Consider the following 19,678-nt stretch of genomic DNA (forward strand, 5'->3'; position numbering starts at 1 on the left):
CGGCAAGTTAACGCAAACCTTTGATTTTGCTTGTGGTCTGCTGCATTGTGCGCCCGGCTTCACGGGTATAAACTTTGCAAACTTTACACAGAGGCCACTAGCGGTTCGTTTGGAGCCGTTCAGTCAGCATGAAACCGATTCAGCTGCCCTTGGGTGTGCGTCTGCGTGACGACGCCACCTTTATCAACTACTACCCAGGCGCCAATGCCGCTGCACTCGGCTATGTCGAGCGGCTCTGCGAAGCCGACGCCGGGTGGACCGAAAGCCTGATCTATCTGTGGGGCAAACACGGCGTAGGGCGTACTCACCTGCTGCAGGCCGCGTGCCTGCGCTTTGAGCAGATGGGTGAAGCGGCGGTTTACCTGCCGTTGGCTGAATTGATGGACCGTGGCATCGGCATCTTCGATCACCTTGAGCAATACGAACTGGTCTGCCTGGATGACCTGCAGGCGATTGCCGGCAAGGCGGAGTGGGAAGAAGCGTTGTTCCATCTGTTCAACCGCCTGCGTGACAGCGGCCGGCGCTTGCTGATCGCCGCATCGACCTCGCCGCGCGAGCTACCGGTGAAGCTGGCTGACCTCAAGTCGCGCCTGACCCTGGCCCTGATCTTCCAGATGCGCCCGCTCTCCGACGAAGACAAGCTGCGCGCCCTGCAATTGCGTGCATCCCGTCGCGGCCTGCACCTCACTGATGAAGTCGGGCACTTTATCCTTACTCGTGGTACCCGCAGCATGAGCGCATTGTTCGATTTGCTCGAACAGCTCGATCAGGCCTCTTTGCAGGCCCAGCGCAAGCTGACCATTCCCTTCCTCAAGGAAACCCTCGGCTGGTAGCCAGCCCTTTGTTTCCGCGGCTTTTGGCAAATTCCAGGCGCCAGAAAACCTGCGTTTGGGCCGTTTTGGCCACGCAAAAGGCGCGTATAGGGTGTTAAGGGCTTAGATGTCATAGTCCAAACAAGAAGTCACATAGATCACGATTGAATTTGCAAATCGATGTGATAGAGGGCATAGTCTCGGCTTCTTTACACATCAGCCACGGTCGTGCCCATGCTAAATCGCTTCGCACCCCTCGTGCCTCTCGCACTCGTTACCCTGTTGTTTGGTTGCGCCTCCCACCCTCAACAGGTGGTTGAGCAGCAAAAACCTCAGGTTCAAAATCAGGCAAAATTCGTCGCTGCACAGTCTGCTTCTGTTTATGAAGAAGAGCTGGCGACTGAAAAGGAACTGGGTGCCTTCGCCGGCAACAAGCCTTACCAGCTTCCAGTCCTGGCCGACAGCATCCTCGAACGCGGCATGTCCCTGATCGGTACCCGTTACCGTTTCGGCGGTACCTCTGAAGCCGGTTTCGACTGCAGCGGTTTCATCGGCTACTTGTTCCGCGAAGAAGCTGGCATGAACCTGCCACGCTCCACTCGCGAGATGATCAACGTGAATGCACCGTTGGTCGCGCGCAACAACCTCAAGCCCGGTGATCTGCTTTTCTTCAGTACAGCTGGCCGTGGTCGCGTAAGCCATGCCGGTATCTACTTGGGCGATAACCAGTTTATCCACTCCAGCAGCCGTCGCAGTGGTGGTGTTCGAGTCGATAACCTGGGCGACAGCTACTGGAGCAAAACCTTCATCGAAGCCAAGCGCGCACTCGCCATGGCCCCGACCACGGTTACCGCTAGCAAGTAAACTTAAAGTGATACTTGAAGTTTGACGTGTAAGCGCTAGAATCCCTGGACATTGTTGTAAACCGTACGCGCGAGCTTTGCTTGCGCGTTCTGGTTTTCAGCGTTCGGCAGCGAAAGCCGCATCCAGACCAGGATTGTTCTGCACATGTCGACCTCGGCCCGCCTGATCCTTATTGTCTGCGCCGCGCTGCTCAGCGCCTGCGCCAGCCGTCCACCGCCTGCACCCGTAGCGGTGAAGCCCAAGCCGGTGTTCAACTACGCCACCCAGAATTTCTCGCCAGCAGCCGAAGACGTGCTCTTTCGCGCGCTGGGCCTGGTCGGCACGCCTTATCGTTGGGGCGGCAACACGCCGGATTCGGGCTTTGATTGCAGCGGCCTGATCGGCTTTGTGTTTCGTGACGCCGCCGGCATCTCCTTGCCGCGTACCACCCGTGAGCTGATCGTGATGCGTGCGCAGGATGTCAGTGAGCAGAACCTGCAAACCGGTGATCTGTTGTTCTTCGCCACGGGCGGTGGTTCGCAGGTTAGCCATGCGGGCATCTATGTGGGCGAGGGCCGCTTCGTACACGCGCCGCAAACCGGCGGTACGGTGAAGCTGGACACCTTGTCCAAGGCGTATTGGCAGAATGCTTACCTGAGTGCGAAGCGCGTGTTGCCAGGGAATCTGGCACGCAATCCTTAGTTTCGAACAACGATCCAACTGTGGGAGCGGGCTTGCCCGCGATTGCGGAGTGTCAGTCATACATCAGCTGACTGACACTCCCTCATCGCGGGCAAGCCCGCTCCCACATGGGTTTTGTGGTGGTCTGAAGCCTACTTACTTGGCCGCCGACACCCGCCACACCTTATTCCCCACATCATCAGCCACCAACAAATCCCCCTGCTGATCAACCACCACGCCCACCGGCCGGCCCATGGCTTTCTCGTCCTTATCGAGGAACCCGGTCAGCACATCCACCGGCTGCCCCTTGGGCTGGCCAGCCTCGAACGGTACGAAGATCACCTTGTAGCCACTGTGAGGCTTGCGGTTCCACGAGCCATGCTGGCCGATGAATGCGCCACTGGTGAAAGGCGCAGGCAATTTGCTGCCCTCGGCAAACGTCAGTCCCAGTGAAGCGGTATGCGGGCCCACGGCGTAGTCTGGCGCAATCGCCTTGGCCACCAGGTCGAGGTTTTGCGGATTGACCCGCACATCCACATGCTGCCCGTAGTAGCTGAACGGCCAGCCATAGAAGGCGCCATCCTGCACCGAGGTGATGTAGTCCGGCACCAGGTCGCTGCCGATTTCATCGCGTTCGTTCACCGCCGTCCACAGCTTGCCGCTCTGTGGTTCCCAGGCCATGCCGTTGGGGTTGCGCAGGCCTGAGGCGAAGATGCGGTGCTGGCCGCTGGCGCGGTCCACTTCCCAGATCGCCGCCCGACCTTCTTCTGCCTGCAGGCCGTTTTCACCGACGTTGCTGTTGGAGCCAACGCTCACGTACAGCTTGCTGCCGTCCTTGCTCGCCACCACGTTTTTGGTCCAATGGTGGTTGATACTGCCACCGGGTAGGTCGACGACCTTGGTGCCGGCTTCCTTGATCGTGGTTTCACCCGGTTGGTAAGGGAAGCGCAGCAGCTTGTCCGAGTCCGCCACATACAGGTCATTGCCCACCAGCGCCATGCCGAACGGCGAGTTGAGGTTGGCCAGAAATACCGTGCGAGTCTCGGCGATGCCGTCGTGGTCGTCATCGCGCAGCAGGGTGATGCGGTTCGGGCTAGGCACGCCAGCACCTGCTCGCCCCATAACCTTTTCCATTACCCAGCCACGAATACCCGATGAATCATCTGGCTTGGGCGGCGCATTGGTTTCTGCCACCAGCACGTCGCCATTGGGCAGTACGTACAGCCAGCGCGGGTGGTCCAGGCCCTCGGCAAACGCCGCCACCTGGGTGCCCGCAGCGGCAGTTGGTTTCGCGCCCTCAGGCCAGCCGATGGCGGGCGCGATGTTGACCGTGGGGATCAGGGTCTTGTTCGGCTCCGGGAGCTTGGGGGAGGGGCCGGTGCCGTCAGACACTTGCAGGGTCGAACTTTCTCCGCAGGCGACGAGGGCGCCTGCGCACATGATCAGTAGGGCAAGTCGGGTCTTGTGCATGGTTTTCTCCTGGATACCTGTAAGGGTAGAGGCGCGCGGCGGTCCGATGGTTCAAGTGCGCAGCCGGCTTTAATTGACGCTCCACCCCCAACCCTCTACCCTTCGCGACTTGTTCCAGGTGCTCTGTGACCCACGGGTCGACCGAGTGAAACAGGGAAGCCGGTGAGCGAGCGCACTTGTACACAGTGCTGCCGCAATTCCGGCGCTGCCCCCGCAACGGTAAATGAGTCAAGACGCTGCTTTTGCCACTGTATCGCCCGGCGATATGGGAAGGCGCAGCGTTGGCCTGCCTCTCAAAAGAGCGCGCCATTCATGAGCCCGGAGACCGGCCTGAAACATCCAACAGCATCACGGTGGGCGATGCTTGGCTGTCTGTTTTTTCTTTTTCCTGCCCGCCGTTTTTGTCCAGCCCCAACGGAGAGCTGCCATGACCGATTCCCCCGACCGCGACGAACGCCACCTGGCGCGCATGCTGCGCAAAAAAGCCGTGATCGACGAGCGCATCGCCAATTCCCCCAACGAGTGCGGCCTGCTGCTGGTGCTGACCGGCAACGGCAAAGGCAAAAGCAGCTCCGCATTCGGCATGCTGGCCCGGGCCATGGGCCACGGTATGCAGTGCGGCGTGGTGCAGTTCATCAAGGGGCGTAACAGCACGGGCGAAGAGCTGTTCTTCCGCCGTTTCCCCGAGCAAGTGCGTTTCCACGTCATGGGTGAAGGCTTTACCTGGGAAACCCAGGACCGCCAGCGCGACATCGCCGCTGCCGAAGCCGCGTGGGAAGTTTCCCGCGAACTGCTGCAAGACCCGTCCATCGGCCTTGTCGTCCTCGACGAACTGAACATCGCCCTCAAGCACGGCTACCTCGACCTCGACCAAGTGCTCAGCGACCTGCAAGCGCGCCCGCCGATGCAGCACGTGGTGGTCACCGGCCGTGGCGCCAAGCCTGAATTGATCGAAATGGGCGACACCGTCACCGAAATGGGCATGCTCAAGCACGCATTCCAGGCCGGCATCAAGGCACAGAAGGGCGTCGAACTTTGAATCAGCCCCGTCATTGCCCGGCCGTATTGATCGCCGCACCGGCGTCCGGCCAGGGCAAAACCACCGTCACCGCTGCGCTCGCTCGTTTGCACCGCAACCTGGGGCGCAAGGTGCGCGTGTTCAAATGCGGGCCGGACTTTCTTGACCCGATGATCCACGAGCGCGCCAGCGGTGCGCCGGTGTATCAATTGGACATGTGGATGGTGGGCGAGCAGGAAAGTCGCCGCCTGTTGTGGGAAGCCGCCGGCGAGGCCGACCTGATCCTTATCGAAGGCGTCATGGGCCTGTTCGACGGCACCCCGTCCAGCGCTGACCTGGCGCGCCACTTCGGCGTGCCGGTCCTCGGCGTGATCGACGGCACCGCCATGGCCCAGACGTTTGGCGCGTTGGCCCTGGGCTTGGCGCGCTATCAGCCGGACCTGCCGTTCGCCGGCGTGCTGGCCAACCGCGTCGGCACCCTGCGCCATGCGCAACTGCTCGAAGGCAGCCTCACCGAAGGCCTGCGCTGGTACGGCGCCTTGTCCCGTGAGACGGGCATCGAATTACCGAGCCGTCACCTGGGCCTGGTGCAAGCCAGCGAACTGAACGACCTCGACGTGCGCCTCGACGCCGCCGCCCAAGCCTTGGGCAGCAGTTGCGAAGTCGCCTTGCCGCCGCCGGTGACCTTCGCCGCGCCCGCAGTCATCGCCGCCGAGCCGTTGCTCGACGGTGTGCGCATCGCCGTGGCCCGCGACGAAGCCTTCGCCTTTACCTACGGCGCCAGCCTCGACCTGTTGCGGGCGATGGGCGCCGAGTTGCACTTCTTCTCGCCGATCCATGATCGTGAATTGCCTGACGCCGACAGTCTCTATCTGCCCGGCGGCTACCCGGAATTGCATCACCAGGCGTTGTCGGAAAACACCGCGATGCTCGACGCGATCCGGGCCCATCACGCCGCCGGCAAACCGTTGCTCGCCGAGTGCGGCGGCATGTTGTACCTGCTGGACTCGCTCACCGATGTCGCCGGCCAGCGTGCCGAGTTGCTCGGCCTGCTGCCGGGCGACGCCGTGATGCAGAAGAAGCTGGCCGCGCTGGCCCTGCAAAATGTCGAGTTACCGGAAGGCGTGCTGCGTGGGCATACCTATCATCACTCCCTGACCAGCACAGACTGCACGCCGATTGCCCGTGGCGTGAGCCCCAATGGCGGGCGTGGGGCCGAGGCGGTTTACCGACAGGGGCGGATGACGGCTTCCTACGTGCACTTTTACTTTCCGTCGAATCCGGCGGCGGTGGCGGCACTGTTTGCGCCAGAGCGGGAGACCGCCATCGCAGGCAAGCCAGCTCCCACATCGACCGCGTCCACCGATCCAAATGAGAGAGGCAAGCCAGCTCCCATCTCGACAGTGTTCACCGATCCAAATGTGGGAGCGGGCTTGCCCGCGATAGGGCCATGACCGACAACGCCTTCCCCCAAGCCGACCGCGACGCCGTCTACCGCGCCATCGCCGAACGCCGCGACATGCGCCACTTCACCGGCGGCACCGTGGCCCCCGAATTGCTCCACCGCCTGCTCCAGGCCGCCCACCAGGCGCCGAGTGTCGGCCTGATGCAACCTTGGCGCTTCATCCGCATCAGCGACCGTCAACTGCGTGGGCAAATTCAGCAACTGGTGGAAGAAGAACGGATCCGCACCGCCGAAGCCTTGGGCGAACGCTCCGACGACTTCATGAAGCTCAAGGTCGAAGGCATTCACGACTGCGCCGAGGTACTGGTGGCGGCCTTGATGGATGATCGCGAACGCCACATCTTCGGCCGCCGCACCTTGCCGGAGATGGACATGGCCTCGTTGTCCTGCGCGATCCAGAACCTGTGGCTGGCCGCCCGCGTCGAAGGCCTGGGCATGGGCTGGGTCTCGCTGTTCGAGCCCCAGGCCCTGGCCGATCTGCTGGGCTTGCCCTCCGGCGCGAAACCCTTGGCCGTGCTGTGCCTGGGGCCGGTGGCCGAGTTCTATCCGGCACCGATGTTGCAACTCGAAGGCTGGACCGAACCCCGGCCGCTGAGTGACATGTTGTATGAAAATATGTGGGGAGTGAGTCAATGAGTGTGGCCTTGCTGTGTGTCGCCGCCGTTGCGCTGGATGCGCTGGTGGGTGAGCCCAAGCGCTGGCATCCGCTGGTGGCGTTTGGCAATTTCGCCGGGCGCATCGAGCAACGTTTCAACACCGGTGGCCGTGGCTGGCGCAGCCATGGCGTGACCGCGTGGTTTATCGCCGTGGTGCCGCTGACCTTGCTCGCCACCGCGTTGTCGTGGGCGCCTTACATCGGCTGGGTCCTGGAGATCCTGGCGCTGTACTGCGCCCTCGGCATGCGCAGCCTTGGCGAACACGTAATCCCGGTGGCCCAGGCCCTGCGTAGCGACGACCTGGACGAAGCGCGCCAGCGCGTGAGTTACCTGGTGAGCCGCCAGACCAGCGAGCTGGACCGCACCGAAGTCGCCCGCGCCGCCACTGAATCGGTGCTGGAGAACGGCAGCGATGCAGTGTTCGCCGCGCTGTTCTGGTTTGTGGTGGCCGGCGTGCCGGGCGTGGTGCTTTATCGCCTGAGCAACACCCTGGATGCCATGTGGGGCTATCGCAACGAACGCTTCGAGCGTTTCGGCTGGGCGGCGGCCAAGATCGACGACGTGCTCAACTATATTCCTGCGCGCCTGGTGGCGCTGACCTACGCGCTGCTGGGCAAAACCCGCCTGGCGCTGAAATGCTGGCGCACCCAAGGCCCGACCTGGGACAGCCCCAACGCTGGCCCGGTGATGGCTGCAGGGGCGGGCGCCCTGGGTGTCGAGCTGGGCGGCGCGGCGATTTATCACGGCGAAGTCCATCAGCGTCCGCAACTGGGCGAAGGCTCGGCGGCGGATGCGGATTCCATCGACCGAGGCTGGCAGCTGGTGCAGCGCGGCGTATGGTTGTGGCTGCTGATTCTCTGCGCGGGGGCGCAATTCTATGCTTGAACACGGTGGCCGGCTGCGCAAGGCGGCGATTCAGTACGGGATTGCCGAGGCCGACTGGCTCGACCTGTCCAGCGGCCTTGCGCCGTGGCCCTGGCCGATCCCGGAGATCCCGCTGCGTGCCTGGGCGCGCTTGCCCGAGACCGACGACGGCCTTGAGCGCGCCGCCAGCGAGTACTACGGCGCCGCCCATGTGTTGCCGGTGCCCGGTTCCCAGGCCGCGATCCAGTTGCTGCCGCGCCTGCGCCGGGCGGGCAAGGTCGGCGTGCTGTCGCCTTGTTATGCCGAACACGCCGAAGCCTGGCGCCGCGCCGGTTACGTGGTGCGTGAAGTGCTGGAACAGGAAGTCGATTTCTTTCTCGACGGCCTCGACGTGCTGGTGGTGGTCAACCCGAATAACCCCACCGGCCTCAGCCTGACCCCGGAGCGCCTGCTGGATTGGCACGCGCGCCTGGCGCAGCGCGGTGGCTGGCTGGTGGTGGATGAAGCCTTCATGGACATCACCCCGCACCTGAGCCTGGCCAGCCAGGCTCACCAGGTCGGGCTGATCGTGCTGCGCTCGTTCGGCAAATTCTTCGGCCTCGCCGGCGTGCGCCTGGGGTTTGTGCTGGCCGAGCGCAAGTTGCTCAAGTTGCTCGCCGAACAGGTCGGGCCGTGGGCGGTCAGTGGGCCGACCCGCGTGCTCGGCCAGGAGTGCCTGCTCGACGTGGCCGGGCATACGCGCCAGCGCAAGCGCTGCGCCGACGCCGCCGAGCGTTTGTTTGGCATGCTTGATCGCCACGGTTTTCAACCCCAGGGTGGCTGCGCCTTGTTCCAATGGCTGATCACCCCGCACGCCGAGCGCCTGCACGAATTCATGGCCCAGCGCGGCATCCTGCTGCGCCTGTTTGTGCATGACAGCAGCCTGCGCTTCGGCCTGCCCGACACCGAGGCCGACTGGCAGCGCCTCGACGCGGCACTGACCGCCTATAAGGACGCTTCATGAGTACGCTGATGGTGCAAGGCACCACCTCCGATGCCGGCAAAAGCACGCTGGTGACGGCACTGTGCCGCTGGCTGATCCGCCAGGGCGTAGCGGTGGCGCCGTTCAAACCGCAGAACATGGCCCTGAACAGCGCCGTGACCGCCGAAGGCGGCGAGATCGGCCGTGCCCAGGCCGTGCAGGCCCAGGCCGCCAACCTGGCGCCGCACACCGACATGAACCCGGTGCTGCTCAAACCCAACAGCGACACCGGCTCCCAGGTGATCATCCACGGTCGCGCTGTGACCAGCATGAACGCCGTGGCCTATCACGACTACAAAGCCATCGCCATGCAAGCGGTACTGGCGTCTCACGCACGCTTGAGCCAAGCCTATCCGGTGGTGATGGTAGAAGGCGCGGGCTCCCCGGCGGAGATCAACCTGCGCGCCAATGACATCGCCAACATGGGCTTCGCCGAAGCGGTGGATTGCCCGGTGCTGCTGATCGCCGATATCAATCGCGGCGGCGTGTTTGCCCATCTGGTCGGCACCCTGGAATTGCTTTCGCCGACTGAACAGGCGCGGGTCAAAGGCTTCATCATCAACCGTTTTCGTGGCGATATTGCGCTGTTGCAACCCGGCCTGGATTGGCTGGAGGCGCGCACCGGCAAACCGGTGGTGGGCGTGTTGCCCTACGTGATGGATTTGCACCTGGAGGCCGAAGACGGCATCGACCGACGCCAGATCGACAAAGCCGCCCAGGTGCTCAAAGTGGTGGTGCCGGTGTTGCCGCGCATCAGCAATCACACGGATTTCGACCCGCTGCGCCTGCATCCCCAGGTGGATTTGCAGTTCGTCGGCCCCGGCCAACCGATTCCGCCGGCCGACCTGATCATCCTGCCCGGCTCGAAAAGCGTGCGCAGCGACCTGGCCTATCTGCGTGCCAATGGCTGGGACAGCGCCGTGGCGCGGCACTTGCGCTACGGCGGCAAGGTGCTGGGGATTTGTGGCGGCTTGCAGATGCTTGGCGAGCAGGTGCATGACCCGCTCGGCCTGGAAGGGCCGGCCGGCTCCAGTGATGGCCTGGGGTTGTTGGCGTTCAGCACGACGCTGGAGGAGGAGAAGCAACTGCGCAATGTGCGTGGGCGGTTGCTGCTGGAAGACGCTGAGGTCAGTGGGTATGAGATCCACGCGGGCGTGACGTCTGGCAGCGCGCTGGTGAACGCCGCCGTGTTGCTGGATGACGGTCGCAGCGACGGTGCGCAAAGTGCAGACGGGCAAATCCTCGGCACTTACCTGCATGGCTTGTTCGAGACGCCGGCAGCGTGCAGCGCGATGCTGCGCTGGGCGGGGTTGCAGGATGTGCAGGAGGTGGATTACCACGCGCTGCGTGAGCGTGATATCGAGCGCTTGGCGGATCTGGTGGAAAACCATCTGGATACCGAATTGCTGCGCAAGCTATGCGGGATTTAACTGTGGGAGCTGGCTTGCCTGCGATGGCATTGACCGGGCTCACCTGATACACCGCAGTGCCTGCATCGCAGGCAAGCCAGCTCCCACAGTTGACCGAGTTTGACTTAGAGGTATGACCCTATGCTGCAACTGATCCTCGGCGGCGCCCGTTCCGGCAAGAGCCGCCTCGCTGAAAAACTCGCCAGCGATAGCGCGCTGCCGGTCATCTATATCGCCACCAGCCAACCCCTGGACGGCGAGATGAACGAGCGCGTCGCCCTGCATCGCCAGCGCCGCCCTGACCATTGGGGCCTGATCGAAGAACCCATCGAACTCGCCCGCGTGCTGCGGGAAAACGCCGCCGCCGACGTCTGCCTGTTGGTGGACTGCCTGACCCTGTGGCTGACCAACCTGCTGATGCTCGAAGACCCGCAGCGCCTGGCCTGCGAGCGAGATCAATTGCTGGAAACCCTGGCCGCGCTGCCGGGTGAAATCATTTTTGTCAGCAACGAGACCGGAATGGGTGTCGTGCCGCTGGGCGAATTGACTCGCCGCTATGTGGATGAAGCCGGTTGGCTGCATCAAGCCTTGGCCGAGCGTTGTCAGCGTGTTGTCCTGACAGTTGCCGGCCTGCCCCTGACTTTGAAAGGTACTGCGTTATGACTGACACCTGGTGGCTCAACCCTTGTAAGGCTATCGACGCGAACGCGTACGAACAGGCCCTGGCACGCCAGCAGCAACTGACCAAGCCCGCCGGTTCCCTCGGCCAGCTGGAGGCGTTGGCGGTGCAGTTGGCGGGTTTGCAAGGCCAGGTCAAACCCTCGGTGGAGCAACTGTGGATTGCGATCTTTGCCGGCGACCACGGTGTGGTGGCGGAGGGTGTGTCGGCCTTCCCTCAGGAAGTGACCGGGCAGATGCTGCACAACTTTGTCAGCGGGGGCGCGGCGATCAGCGTGTTGGCGCGGCAGTTGAACGCGCAATTGGAAGTGGTCGATCTGGGCACCGTGACGCCGACGCTGGACTTGCCTGGGGTGCGTCACCTGAATATCGGCGCGGGCACCGCTAACTTCGTCAACGGCCCGGCGATGACTGAAGCTCAGGGGCGCCTGGCCCTGCAAGCCGGTCGCGACAGTGCCTTGCGTGCGTTGCAAGGCGGGGCGCAATTGTTTATCGGCGGCGAGATGGGCATCGGCAACACCACCGCCGCCAGTGCGCTGGCGTGTGCGTTGCTCGATTGCCAGGTCAGCGACCTGACAGGTCCGGGCACCGGTCTGAATGCCGAGGGCGTCAGCCACAAGGTGGCCGTGATCGAACGCGCACTGGCGCTGCATGCCGGGCAGCGTGGTGATGCGCTGCAAACCCTGTTCAACCTGGGGGGCTTTGAAATTGCCGCGCTGGTTGGCGCTTATCTGGCCTGCGCCCAAGAAGGCATCGTGGTGTTGGTGGATGGGTTTATCTGCACCGTCGCCGCGTTGGTGGCCACGCGCCTGAACCCGGCGAGCCGCGAATGGCTGGTGTTTGGCCATCGGGGCGCCGAGCCGGGTCATCGGCATGTGCTGCAAAGCCTCGACGCGCAACCGCTGCTGGAACTTGGCCTGCGCCTGGGCGAAGGCAGTGGCGCGGCGCTGGCGGTGCCGCTGTTGCGCCTGGCCTGTGCCCTGCACGGCCAGATGGCGACATTCGCCGAAGCCGCCGTGGCAGACCGCCCGGCATGACCTTGCACCTGGACCTGCTGCGCCACGGCGAAACCGAACTGGGCGGTGGCCTGCGCGGCAGCCTGGACGACGCGCTCACCGCCAAGGGCTGGGCGCAGATGCGCGCCGCCGTGGTGACGCAGGGGCCGTGGGATCGGGTGGTCAGTTCGCCGTTGCAGCGTTGCGCGCGGTTTGCCGATGAGTTGGGTGCGCAGCTTGAGGTGCCGGTGAGCCTGGAGAAGGATCTGCAAGAGCTGCATTTTGGCGCTTGGGAAGGGCAGAGCGCGGCGGCGCTGATGGAGACCGACGCCGAAGCGCTCGGCTTGTTCTGGGCCGATCCTTACAGTTTCACCCCGCCGCAGGGCGAAGCGGTCAGCGACTTTTCCGAGCGTGTGCTCGGCGCCGTCGCACGCTTGCATCAGGCCTATGCCGGTGAGCGCGTGTTGTTGGTCAGCCATGGCGGCGTGATGCGCCTGCTGCTGGCGCGCGCGCGCGGGTTGCCCCGGGAGCAGCTGCTGAATGTCGAAATCGGCCACGGCGCGCTGTTCAGCCTGCATGTCGCGGCTGATGGCGTGTTGAAGGAAGGAGTCTGACGATGCTGCCGTTCTGGATCGCCCTGCAATTTCTCAGCAGCTTGCCGATTCGCCTGCCGGGTATGCCGCAGCCGCAGGAATTGGGGCGCTCGTTGCTGTTTTATCCGCTGGTCGGCTTGCTGTTCGGCGGGTTGCTGTGGGGGTTGAACGCGGTGTTGATGGGCGCGCCCTTGCTGCTGCATGCCGCGCTGCTGTTGACGGCTTGGGTGCTGCTCAGTGGTGGCCTGCACCTGGACGGCCTGGCCGACAGCGCCGATGCCTGGCTCGGCGGCTTTGGCGACCGCGAGCGCACCCTCACCATCATGAAGGACCCGCGCAGCGGACCGATTGCCGTGGTCACCCTGGGCTTGGTGTTGCTGCTCAAGTTCACCGCGCTGGTGGCGTTGATCGAGCAGCACAACGGCGCGGCGCTGATCCTCGCGCCGTTGATCGGCCGGGCGTCGATGCTTGCGCTGTTTCTGACCACGCGCTACGTGCGCGCAGGTGGATTGGGCCAGGCGTTGTCGGATCATTTGCCCAGAGTTGTCGGCCAACAGGTGCTGATCCTCAGCGGCCTGGCGTGCCTGCTGATCGGTGGTTTCAGCGGCGGGATTGCCGTGCTACTCGCGGCGCTGTGCTTTGTCGGCCTGCGCCACCTGATGGTCAAACGCCTGGGCGGCACCACGGGCGATACCGCCGGTGCCTTGCTGGAGCTGCTGGAAGTCGCGGTTTTGGTCGGCTTGGCGCTGTAACACTTTCTTGCATTCTCTTAATCGCGGGTATATACACGTTCCATGCTTGCCTCCCAATGTTTATGCACTAACCTGCGTCGCGCCGCTCGTGGCGTCAGCAGGCACTACGACGGCGCTCTCGATGGCTTCGGGATCAACGTTGCGCAGTATTCTTTGCTGTGCAACCTGCAACGTCTCGACCAACCGAGCATTTCCAGCCTGGCCGAAGCCATGGGCCTGGATCGCAGCACCCTTGGGCGCAACCTGCGGGTGTTGGAAGGCGAAGGCCTGGTGCAGTTGGTGGAAGGCGATGACCTGCGCAACCGCTTGGTGTTGTTGACCGAAGCAGGCGAGGAGCGCTTGGCCGCCGCGTTACCGGCGTGGGAAGCAGCGCAGCAGAAATTGATCGATCAACTCGGCGCGGAAAAACGCGAAACCTTGTTGGCCTTGCTGGACGAACTCGCCTGACGGCGGGTTTGTTCGAATACAAGCGGGTATATACCCGCGAGCGGAGAATAAGAAATGACCTCGATGTGGCGCACCAGTGGTTGGATCCTTTTAGGGAGTGCGCTGATCCTGGCGCTGTCGTTGGGCGTGCGGCACGGCTTCGGCCTGTTCCTGGCGCCGATGAGCGCCGAATTCGGCTGGGGCCGTGGCACGTTTGCCCTGGCTATCGCCTTGCAGAATCTGGTGTGGGGCCTGGCCCAGCCGTTTGCTGGCGCGTTGGCCGACCGTTTTGGTGCGACCAAAGTGGTGTTTGTCGGCGGGGTGCTCTACGCCGTGGGCCTGGTGTTGATGGGCTTGTCTGACTCGGCGTGGTCATTGTCCCTCAGCGCGGGGTTGTTGATCGGTATCGGCCTGTCCGGGACCTCGTTCTCGGTGATTCTCGGCGTGGTAGGCCGTGCCGTAGCGCCGGAAAAACGCAGCATGGCCATGGGCATCGCGAGTGCTGCCGGTTCGTTTGGCCAGTTCGCCATGGTGCCGGGCACCTTGGGTTTGATCAGTTGGTTGGGCTGGTCCGCCGCATTGCTGGCGTTGGGCCTGATGGTCGCGCTGATTCTGCCGCTGGTCGGCATGCTCAAAGACAAGCCGCTGCCAGTGATGGCTGGCCAGCAAACCCTGCGTGAAGCATTGAAAGAAGCCTGCTCCCACTCCGGTTTCTGGCTGTTGGCGTTCGGCTTTTTTGTCTGCGGTTTCCAAGTGGTGTTTATCGGCGTGCATCTACCGGCCTACCTGGTGGACCAACACTTGCCGGCGACCACCGGCACCACCGTGCTGGCGTTGATTGGCCTGTTCAATATCATCGGCACCTACACCGCCGGCTGGCTCGGTGGGCGCATGTCCAAGCCGCGCTTGTTGACGGCGTTGTACCTGTTGCGTGCGGTGGTCATCGTGTTGTTCCTGTGGGCGCCGGTGACCCAGGTCAGTGCGTACCTGTTCGGCATGGCGATGGGCTTGTTGTGGCTGTCCACCGTGCCGCTGACCAACGGCACGGTAGCGACGTTATTTGGCGTACGAAACCTGTCGATGCTCGGTGGGATTGTGTTCCTGTTCCACCAGATCGGCTCCTTCCTGGGCGGCTGGCTGGGCGGGGTGGTCTATGATCGAACCGGTAACTACGATTTGATCTGGCAGGGCGCGATTCTATTGAGTCTGATGGCTGCGGCCCTGAACTGGCCGGTGCGCGAGCGGCCGGTGGCACGTTTGCAGGCGCAGATGGAGGCGGCATGAGCATAGCGGTACGGGGATTGTTGATCGCGGCGGGGTTGATCCTGATGGTGCTGGCCTGGATGGGCTGGCAGCACGGTGGCCTGGCATTGATGCAACTGGGCATGGCGATCTGTTAAGTTCGTTGCCTGAATCTATTCAAGGACACAGGACATGCAGATGCGCTGGCTCGCTGTACCCGTGCTGATGGCCATTGGCAGTGCTGCGATGGCCGCCAGTTGCCCGCCGTTGCTGGAGGGCCAATTGCCCAAGCTGCGGGCCAAGGAATCCATCGACTTGTGCCAGCGCTTTGCCGGCAAGCCCCTGGTGATCGTCAATACCGCGAGCTTTTGCGGGTTCGCCCCGCAATTCAAAGGGCTTGAGGCCCTGTATCAGCGTTACAAGGATCAAGGGCTGGAGGTGATCGGCGTACCGTCCGATGACTTCAAGCAGGAAGCCAAGACCGGCGAGGAGACCGCCAAGGTCTGCTACGTGAACTACGGCGTGACCTTTACCATGACCGAACCGCAGAAGGTCAAGGGGCCGGATGCGGTGCATCTGTTCAAGGTATTGGCGCAGCAGAGCAACGCGCCGAAGTGGAATTTCTACAAGTACGTCGTAGATCGCCAGGGCAAGGTGATTGCCGACTTCTCCAGCTTGACCAAGCCGGACAGCCCGGACCTGATCGAGGCCGTGGAGAAGGCGTTGGCTTCCAAACCCTGATCGCTAGCCACTAAAAAGCCCCGCCTCCTTTGCAGGAGAGCGGGGCTTTTTTACAGGGTTCTGAATCAGAACTTGTAGGTCATGCCCAGGCCGAAACCGTTGGCACTGTTTTCATACTTGGCGCGGTAGCTGGATGGCGCGGAAGTGTTGTTCACCTTCACGTCCTCTTCCTTCAGGTAGGAGTACGCGAGGTCGATGGTCATGTTGTCCATCACTGCGTAGCCCAGGCCAACACTGAAAATCGTCCGGTCGCCGGTAGGAATACGTGGCGAGCGGTCCTGGTTGTTGGTTGGCGACTGGTCGAAGGTCAGGCCGGTACGCAGCACAACCTGCTTGGTCAGTTGGTACGAAGTGCCCACGGCGTAAGCCCAGGTGTCGTGCCAGTCTTGTTTCTCGGTGATGGTGCCGATTCGGCTCGGGCCGAGTAGGCCGCCGTTGGCTCCGGTCACACCTTCGTTGTTGACGGTGATCTCTTTCAGACGGCTCCAGCGGGTCCAGGTTGCACCGCCGTAGAGTTTCCAGGCGTCAGTCAGGTCTTGAGTCACCGACAGGTCGTAGGATTCCGGCGTCTCGATCTTCAGCGAGGCATCGTAACGGTTGTTACGCAGGAAACCTTGGGTCTGCGCTGGGCCGCTGACGGTGGTATGACCTTCCAGCTTGTAGTTGACCTTGGAGTGGTAGGTCAGGCCGACGCGCGTGGTGTCGGTTGCCTGGACCAGCACGCCGATGTTGAAGCCCAGGGCGGTATCGTCACCCTTGATCTTGACGTTGGTGTCAGAGAATCTCGGGTCCAGGGTTTTTTCCGATTCCAGCACGCCGGAAATCCGGTTGATGGTCGGACCGAAACCGATGGACACGCGGTCGTTGAATGCATAGCTGACAGTTGGCTGGAAGGTCATGACCTTCACTTCGCTCTTGCTGCCGAAGCCACGGCCCTGGAAGCCGTTTTCATAGTCGGTCACCAGGCCGAACGGTGCGTAGACACCGAAGCCGATAGCCCACTGATCGTTGAGTTTGTTGGTGTAGAAACCGAAAGGTACGGCGGTGAATGGAACCATGTCACCTTTGTTGGTGCCGCTGGAAGCGCCACCCGTATCCTTGATATTGGTCGAGGCATCGATGGCCGCGACGCCGCCGGTGACTTGTTGGCCATTCAGGCGCGACATACCGGCAGGGTTACCGTAAACAGTGCTTGCATCATCGGCAGAAGAAGAGCGACCTGCGAAACCGGTACCCATCCCGCTGACGCTCTGTTCGTTGAGGGCAAAACCGCTTGCGAACAGTTGGGAAGAGGCCATGGCAACGGCGAGGCTAAGTGTGGTCTTGAGCATTACTTTTTTCATTATTAGAACTCCGTGGTGATCACCGCTGCGGAAAGTAACAATAAATTTAAGTTCGCGCTATAGGCTGAAATGCTGGAGATAGAGCGGTTTTGTAGGACAATCCGACCAAAATTGCGGTTTTTTGACGAATCTTGCAAATTGCCCGGTCAACAAGCCACGTGATTCATGGGTGAAACACAGCTTTGCCAGGTTTGGGTGAAATCGCGCAGTCGCCCTTGAGGGTGAAATATTTCTTTCCAGATACGCGCCATGGCCAAGACATCGCCAGGGGGTGGCAGTGCGGGGTGGTGTTGTTCGACCAGCAGCCAGGCGATGGCGGTGGCGTAACGCAGGTTTACGGTGAGTTCAAGCTGTGGCGCGCTGAGGAAGGCGTGTTGGCTGGCCAGCCCGCGTACAAGGCTGGCACGTTCCGGGTCCGGCGCCAGGTAGTTGTCCCACAGGGCGCGATGGCGTGGCTCGGTGATGCTGTAGAGGCCATGGCCGCGCCGGTCGTGCAGGGCCGAGCCCAATTCTGACTGGCTGGCCGCGATGCCCAGCAGCAGGGCTTCAGCAGTCGGGTTATGGCGGCCCAGGTAGATCAACGTCGGCCGGATCACATAACGACATAATTCGCTGGCAGCGATACCCATACAAGCCTCAATCCGTGACGAAAAGGGTCGGCGAAGCCTGAGAGAGGGGGCTTGGCAGCTATGGATCGGATCTCAGGCTTGCCGGAAGCGGATCATGCCGCTTGAGTTGAAGTGTAGTGTCATATTTATGATGTAAAGGACTGTTTTTAAAACATCTTATTCATTTAGTTATATCGTTTATATCTATTCGTAATGAGTAAAAAAGCGCATCACAGAAACTTCAGGCAATAAAAAACCCTGTGTTTTAAACAGGGTTTTTGGTGTTTCAGCGACTCGGGTCGATCAGGCCGTCAGTGCCTGACGGGTACGCTCGATCACGGCCTGCAGCGGTTCTGCGCTGGAGTATTGATCGGGGTACAGGCGTTCGCTGTGACGAGCGATGCCGTGTTCGTTGACCAGGGTGAAGCTGAAGCAGCCTTTGCGAGCGGCCATGATCAGGCAGTTCATTGGTGCAAAAGCGTTGGTGAGGGTGCGAATGGCATCCTGAGTATGGATTTGAGCGTTCATATTATTGGTGTTCCTACAAATGACACGGATAAGAACCGTGCCGTATTAAAACGTTCCAGCGACGTTGATCACGATTGATCGAACGAAGAAACCGACTGGAACAAAGCAGCCAGTTTGAAGCGCTGATAAGTTAGGCGCGCTTGGGCTGGCAGGTAGGTACTTAGGAGGGCAGGCAACACAACAGGGGCAAAGGTTCTGGGCCCGGGGTGAAGATCCTGATCAATTTGCAGGTTGGTTCGGTCAGAGTATCAAGACTTCGCGTCACCCTTCGCTTGTGCAAAGGCAGTGTCGTCGCAAGTGATACCTGGAAACCATCGAGGTGGTCGATCCCGCGTTGTTCGGGGGAGGTGTTCGACCAGAATTGACTTTCAGCTTGGTACTAACGCCGCGGATAGTAACGGATTGAAACAAGGAAAGAAAGTGTGCTAGCCAAAAAACTTCAATCAGCCTCCCAGCAAGCCGCGATAGACCAGTACCGTGGCGGCTGCGGCCAGCGAGCATCCCAAGGCGTAGGCCGCCAGTGTCAGGCGCAATGATTGGCCGGCCTCAATCACCTTCATCACGTCGCGCATGTCGTTGATCCGGCCGTCGCCCAACTCGATGCACAGGCTCACGGCGGTAAAGGCGGCTGACAACAGAATGGCGATGGCAAACAACGCACCGTCGGGGGAGGGCAGCGCCGCATTGATCCCCAACGATGTTGCACAGATGGCCAGTAGCAACACGGCGAACAACAATATCCCTTTCATCGGCTTACTCACCGTAGCGCTTTCGGTGGGGCAGTGTGGCGAGCCGGCCAGGATTTGAAAAGTGGCCGATTCGCGCCTGCGGTAACATTTTTGCGACTACGCGCTTTAAAAAAACCGCCGATATAACCGGCGGATGGGTACTTGTGCACATTAGTTGCGGTGTGTGTAACCAACCTGTCAACTGCTTCGCAGGGATGCCTTTAGCCTGCGAAGGAAATTTAAGTCAATGAAAAATCTCGCTTTTTTTAATTGGTGAAAAAATCGTCAGTTTGACTGCGGCCCCCGCTCCATGGGCCTTTGCGTGAGTTTAAGCGGGGTTGTCCACTGACTTATCCACAGCTTCTGTGGATTGTCCCGAGCGCTTGCTCTAGAACGGGCGTGCCGCGTTTTTTCAGCTTTACCTGTACGAAAAAAAGAGTAGAGTGGCGCGCCTTCCGATCTGTCCCACAGTGCTTTATGAAGTTTCGCTCAGTATCACCTTCTGTTACCGACGCTCCCAAAACTGTTACCGCACCCAAGCGTTTCTCTTTGAAAGTCGCTTTGTGGTTGCTCGACAGTCCGCGCCTGGGGCACAGCACCAACGTCAAACACTTTGCCGGGCGCTTGCTCAAGCAGCCTGCCCGTGATGGTGTGGTCGCAGCCCAGAGCCGTCTGGGCCAACTGATGTGTCGTGAATGCGGCAACGCTCGCGACCGCCGTATCGGTCACGACCTCTTGCGGCTGGCCGCCCGTGCCGGTGACCGCCGCGCTCAGCGTGAACTGGGCCAGGTCGAAGACTGAGCTG

22 protein-coding genes and 1 riboswitch are annotated in these 19,678 nt (G+C 61.7%); of the genes, 17 read left to right on the top strand and 5 right to left on the bottom strand.

What is annotated here, in order from left to right:
- Window positions 1-128 precede the first annotated feature (128 nt).
- From hda to ACU688_RS03025, 3 genes are all read left to right on the top strand, one after another.
- On the top strand, window positions 129-833 hold the full coding sequence (hda, locus tag ACU688_RS03015; protein WP_017734631.1) for a DnaA regulatory inactivator Hda: 705 nt from the start codon (window positions 129-131) through the stop codon (window positions 831-833).
- A gap of 213 nt (window positions 834-1,046) precedes the next feature.
- Window positions 1,047-1,676, top strand: coding sequence for a C40 family peptidase (locus ACU688_RS03020; RefSeq protein ID WP_026136507.1), 630 nt, complete (start codon window positions 1,047-1,049; stop codon window positions 1,674-1,676).
- A 144-nt stretch (window positions 1,677-1,820) separates the two neighbouring features.
- Window positions 1,821-2,357, top strand: a complete 537-nt coding sequence (locus ACU688_RS03025) for a C40 family peptidase (RefSeq protein ID WP_017734633.1) — start codon at window positions 1,821-1,823, stop codon at window positions 2,355-2,357.
- 135 nt (window positions 2,358-2,492) lie between these two features.
- Here ACU688_RS03025 and ACU688_RS03030 read toward each other — a convergent pair whose 3' ends face one another.
- Window positions 2,493-3,806 carry a PQQ-dependent sugar dehydrogenase gene (locus tag ACU688_RS03030; protein ID WP_448183594.1) on the bottom strand — a complete coding sequence of 438 codons (1,314 nt, stop codon included), beginning with the start codon at window positions 3,804-3,806 and terminating at the stop codon, window positions 2,493-2,495.
- Between the two features lie 99 nt (window positions 3,807-3,905).
- Window positions 3,906-4,154: riboswitch (cobalamin riboswitch) on the top strand.
- Between the two features lie 79 nt (window positions 4,155-4,233).
- On the opposite strand from ACU688_RS03030, the gene cobO reads away from it, so the two are divergent.
- The 13 genes from cobO (at window position 4,234) to ACU688_RS03095 (ending at window position 15,666) form a co-directional block, all read left to right on the top strand.
- On the top strand, window positions 4,234-4,845 hold the full coding sequence (gene cobO, locus ACU688_RS03035; protein WP_017734635.1) for a cob(I)yrinic acid a,c-diamide adenosyltransferase: 612 nt from the start codon (window positions 4,234-4,236) through the stop codon (window positions 4,843-4,845).
- A complete protein-coding gene (locus ACU688_RS03040; protein WP_448183595.1) occupies window positions 4,842-6,278 on the top strand; it encodes a cobyrinic acid a,c-diamide synthase CobB in 1,437 nt (478 codons plus the stop codon). Before cobO ends, ACU688_RS03040 begins: the two co-directional genes overlap by 4 nt.
- A complete protein-coding gene (gene bluB / locus ACU688_RS03045; RefSeq protein ID WP_448183596.1) occupies window positions 6,275-6,925 on the top strand; it encodes a 5,6-dimethylbenzimidazole synthase in 651 nt (216 codons plus the stop codon). The genes ACU688_RS03040 and bluB overlap by 4 nt, the downstream gene beginning before the upstream one ends.
- Window positions 6,922-7,830: an adenosylcobinamide-phosphate synthase CbiB gene (cbiB, locus tag ACU688_RS03050; protein WP_448183597.1), complete on the top strand. Its 909-nt coding sequence runs from the start codon at window positions 6,922-6,924 to the stop codon at window positions 7,828-7,830. The genes bluB and cbiB overlap by 4 nt, the downstream gene beginning before the upstream one ends.
- On the top strand, window positions 7,823-8,812 hold the full coding sequence (gene cobD / locus ACU688_RS03055) for a threonine-phosphate decarboxylase CobD (protein ID WP_448183598.1): 990 nt from the start codon (window positions 7,823-7,825) through the stop codon (window positions 8,810-8,812). Before cbiB ends, cobD begins: the two co-directional genes overlap by 8 nt.
- A complete protein-coding gene (locus tag ACU688_RS03060; protein ID WP_448183599.1) occupies window positions 8,809-10,260 on the top strand; it encodes a cobyric acid synthase in 1,452 nt (483 codons plus the stop codon). Before cobD ends, ACU688_RS03060 begins: the two co-directional genes overlap by 4 nt.
- A gap of 120 nt (window positions 10,261-10,380) precedes the next feature.
- A complete protein-coding gene (cobU, locus tag ACU688_RS03065; RefSeq protein ID WP_448183600.1) occupies window positions 10,381-10,902 on the top strand; it encodes a bifunctional adenosylcobinamide kinase/adenosylcobinamide-phosphate guanylyltransferase in 522 nt (173 codons plus the stop codon).
- Window positions 10,899-11,954, top strand: coding sequence for a nicotinate-nucleotide--dimethylbenzimidazole phosphoribosyltransferase (cobT, locus tag ACU688_RS03070; protein WP_448183601.1), 1,056 nt, complete (start codon window positions 10,899-10,901; stop codon window positions 11,952-11,954). Before cobU ends, cobT begins: the two co-directional genes overlap by 4 nt.
- Window positions 11,951-12,526: an alpha-ribazole phosphatase family protein gene (gene cobC / locus ACU688_RS03075; RefSeq protein ID WP_448183602.1), complete on the top strand. Its 576-nt coding sequence runs from the start codon at window positions 11,951-11,953 to the stop codon at window positions 12,524-12,526. Before cobT ends, cobC begins: the two co-directional genes overlap by 4 nt.
- 2 nt (window positions 12,527-12,528) lie before the next feature.
- On the top strand, window positions 12,529-13,257 hold the full coding sequence (locus ACU688_RS03080; RefSeq protein WP_124526549.1) for an adenosylcobinamide-GDP ribazoletransferase: 729 nt from the start codon (window positions 12,529-12,531) through the stop codon (window positions 13,255-13,257).
- Window positions 13,258-13,299: 42 nt separating this feature from the next.
- On the top strand, window positions 13,300-13,704 hold the full coding sequence (locus ACU688_RS03085; protein ID WP_124526548.1) for a MarR family winged helix-turn-helix transcriptional regulator: 405 nt from the start codon (window positions 13,300-13,302) through the stop codon (window positions 13,702-13,704).
- Window positions 13,705-13,767: 63 nt separating this feature from the next.
- On the top strand, window positions 13,768-14,967 hold the full coding sequence (locus tag ACU688_RS03090; protein ID WP_448184022.1) for an MFS transporter: 1,200 nt from the start codon (window positions 13,768-13,770) through the stop codon (window positions 14,965-14,967).
- A gap of 150 nt (window positions 14,968-15,117) precedes the next feature.
- Entirely contained in the window at window positions 15,118-15,666 is a 549-nt protein-coding gene (locus ACU688_RS03095) for a glutathione peroxidase (protein ID WP_124526547.1), read from the top strand.
- Window positions 15,667-15,731: 65 nt separating this feature from the next.
- Here ACU688_RS03095 and ACU688_RS03100 read toward each other — a convergent pair whose 3' ends face one another.
- From ACU688_RS03100 to ACU688_RS03115, 4 genes are all read right to left on the bottom strand, one after another.
- Window positions 15,732-17,009: an OmpP1/FadL family transporter gene (locus ACU688_RS03100; protein ID WP_448183603.1), complete on the bottom strand. Its 1,278-nt coding sequence runs from the start codon at window positions 17,007-17,009 to the stop codon at window positions 15,732-15,734.
- 146 nt (window positions 17,010-17,155) lie between these two features.
- Window positions 17,156-17,638 (bottom strand): hypothetical protein, encoded by a 483-nt coding sequence (locus ACU688_RS03105; protein WP_448183604.1) that lies wholly within the window; start codon window positions 17,636-17,638, stop codon window positions 17,156-17,158.
- Window positions 17,639-17,920: 282 nt separating this feature from the next.
- The gene (locus ACU688_RS03110; protein WP_005790139.1) at window positions 17,921-18,145 is read right to left on the bottom strand and encodes a hypothetical protein; all 225 of its coding nucleotides are present in this window, start codon (window positions 18,143-18,145) and stop codon (window positions 17,921-17,923) included.
- Window positions 18,146-18,588: 443 nt separating this feature from the next.
- Window positions 18,589-18,894, bottom strand: coding sequence for a hypothetical protein (locus ACU688_RS03115; RefSeq protein WP_448183605.1), 306 nt, complete (start codon window positions 18,892-18,894; stop codon window positions 18,589-18,591).
- Window positions 18,895-19,350: 456 nt separating this feature from the next.
- Between ACU688_RS03115 and ACU688_RS03120 the strand changes: the two genes are divergently transcribed.
- A complete protein-coding gene (locus tag ACU688_RS03120; protein WP_448183606.1) occupies window positions 19,351-19,674 on the top strand; it encodes an SEL1-like repeat protein in 324 nt (107 codons plus the stop codon).
- The last annotated feature ends 4 nt before the right edge of the window (window positions 19,675-19,678 follow it).

The organism is Pseudomonas acericola (SeqCode), from assembly GCF_053456465.1.

What these genes read in the sequence shown, in the direction of transcription:
- hda (WP_017734631.1), top strand. Translation starts at nt 129, where the DNA reads ATGAAACCGATTCAGCTGCCCTTGGGTGTGCGTCTGCGTGACGACGCC.
- ACU688_RS03020 (WP_026136507.1), top strand. Translation starts at nt 1,047, where the DNA reads ATGCTAAATCGCTTCGCACCCCTCGTGCCTCTCGCACTCGTTACCCTG.
- ACU688_RS03025 (WP_017734633.1), top strand. Translation starts at nt 1,821, where the DNA reads ATGTCGACCTCGGCCCGCCTGATCCTTATTGTCTGCGCCGCGCTGCTC.
- ACU688_RS03030 (WP_448183594.1), bottom strand. Translation starts at nt 3,806, where the DNA reads ATGCACAAGACCCGACTTGCCCTACTGATCATGTGCGCAGGCGCCCTC.
- cobO (WP_017734635.1), top strand. Translation starts at nt 4,234, where the DNA reads ATGACCGATTCCCCCGACCGCGACGAACGCCACCTGGCGCGCATGCTG.
- bluB (WP_448183596.1), top strand. Translation starts at nt 6,275, where the DNA reads ATGACCGACAACGCCTTCCCCCAAGCCGACCGCGACGCCGTCTACCGC.
- cbiB (WP_448183597.1), top strand. Translation starts at nt 6,922, where the DNA reads ATGAGTGTGGCCTTGCTGTGTGTCGCCGCCGTTGCGCTGGATGCGCTG.
- cobD (WP_448183598.1), top strand. Translation starts at nt 7,823, where the DNA reads ATGCTTGAACACGGTGGCCGGCTGCGCAAGGCGGCGATTCAGTACGGG.
- ACU688_RS03060 (WP_448183599.1), top strand. Translation starts at nt 8,809, where the DNA reads ATGAGTACGCTGATGGTGCAAGGCACCACCTCCGATGCCGGCAAAAGC.
- cobU (WP_448183600.1), top strand. Translation starts at nt 10,381, where the DNA reads ATGCTGCAACTGATCCTCGGCGGCGCCCGTTCCGGCAAGAGCCGCCTC.
- cobT (WP_448183601.1), top strand. Translation starts at nt 10,899, where the DNA reads ATGACTGACACCTGGTGGCTCAACCCTTGTAAGGCTATCGACGCGAAC.
- cobC (WP_448183602.1), top strand. Translation starts at nt 11,951, where the DNA reads ATGACCTTGCACCTGGACCTGCTGCGCCACGGCGAAACCGAACTGGGC.
- ACU688_RS03080 (WP_124526549.1), top strand. Translation starts at nt 12,529, where the DNA reads ATGCTGCCGTTCTGGATCGCCCTGCAATTTCTCAGCAGCTTGCCGATT.
- ACU688_RS03085 (WP_124526548.1), top strand. Translation starts at nt 13,300, where the DNA reads ATGCTTGCCTCCCAATGTTTATGCACTAACCTGCGTCGCGCCGCTCGT.
- ACU688_RS03090 (WP_448184022.1), top strand. Translation starts at nt 13,768, where the DNA reads ATGTGGCGCACCAGTGGTTGGATCCTTTTAGGGAGTGCGCTGATCCTG.
- ACU688_RS03095 (WP_124526547.1), top strand. Translation starts at nt 15,118, where the DNA reads ATGCAGATGCGCTGGCTCGCTGTACCCGTGCTGATGGCCATTGGCAGT.
- ACU688_RS03100 (WP_448183603.1), bottom strand. Translation starts at nt 17,009, where the DNA reads ATGAAAAAAGTAATGCTCAAGACCACACTTAGCCTCGCCGTTGCCATG.
- ACU688_RS03105 (WP_448183604.1), bottom strand. Translation starts at nt 17,638, where the DNA reads ATGGGTATCGCTGCCAGCGAATTATGTCGTTATGTGATCCGGCCGACG.
- ACU688_RS03110 (WP_005790139.1), bottom strand. Translation starts at nt 18,145, where the DNA reads ATGAACGCTCAAATCCATACTCAGGATGCCATTCGCACCCTCACCAAC.
- ACU688_RS03115 (WP_448183605.1), bottom strand. Translation starts at nt 18,894, where the DNA reads ATGAAAGGGATATTGTTGTTCGCCGTGTTGCTACTGGCCATCTGTGCA.
- ACU688_RS03120 (WP_448183606.1), top strand. Translation starts at nt 19,351, where the DNA reads ATGAAGTTTCGCTCAGTATCACCTTCTGTTACCGACGCTCCCAAAACT.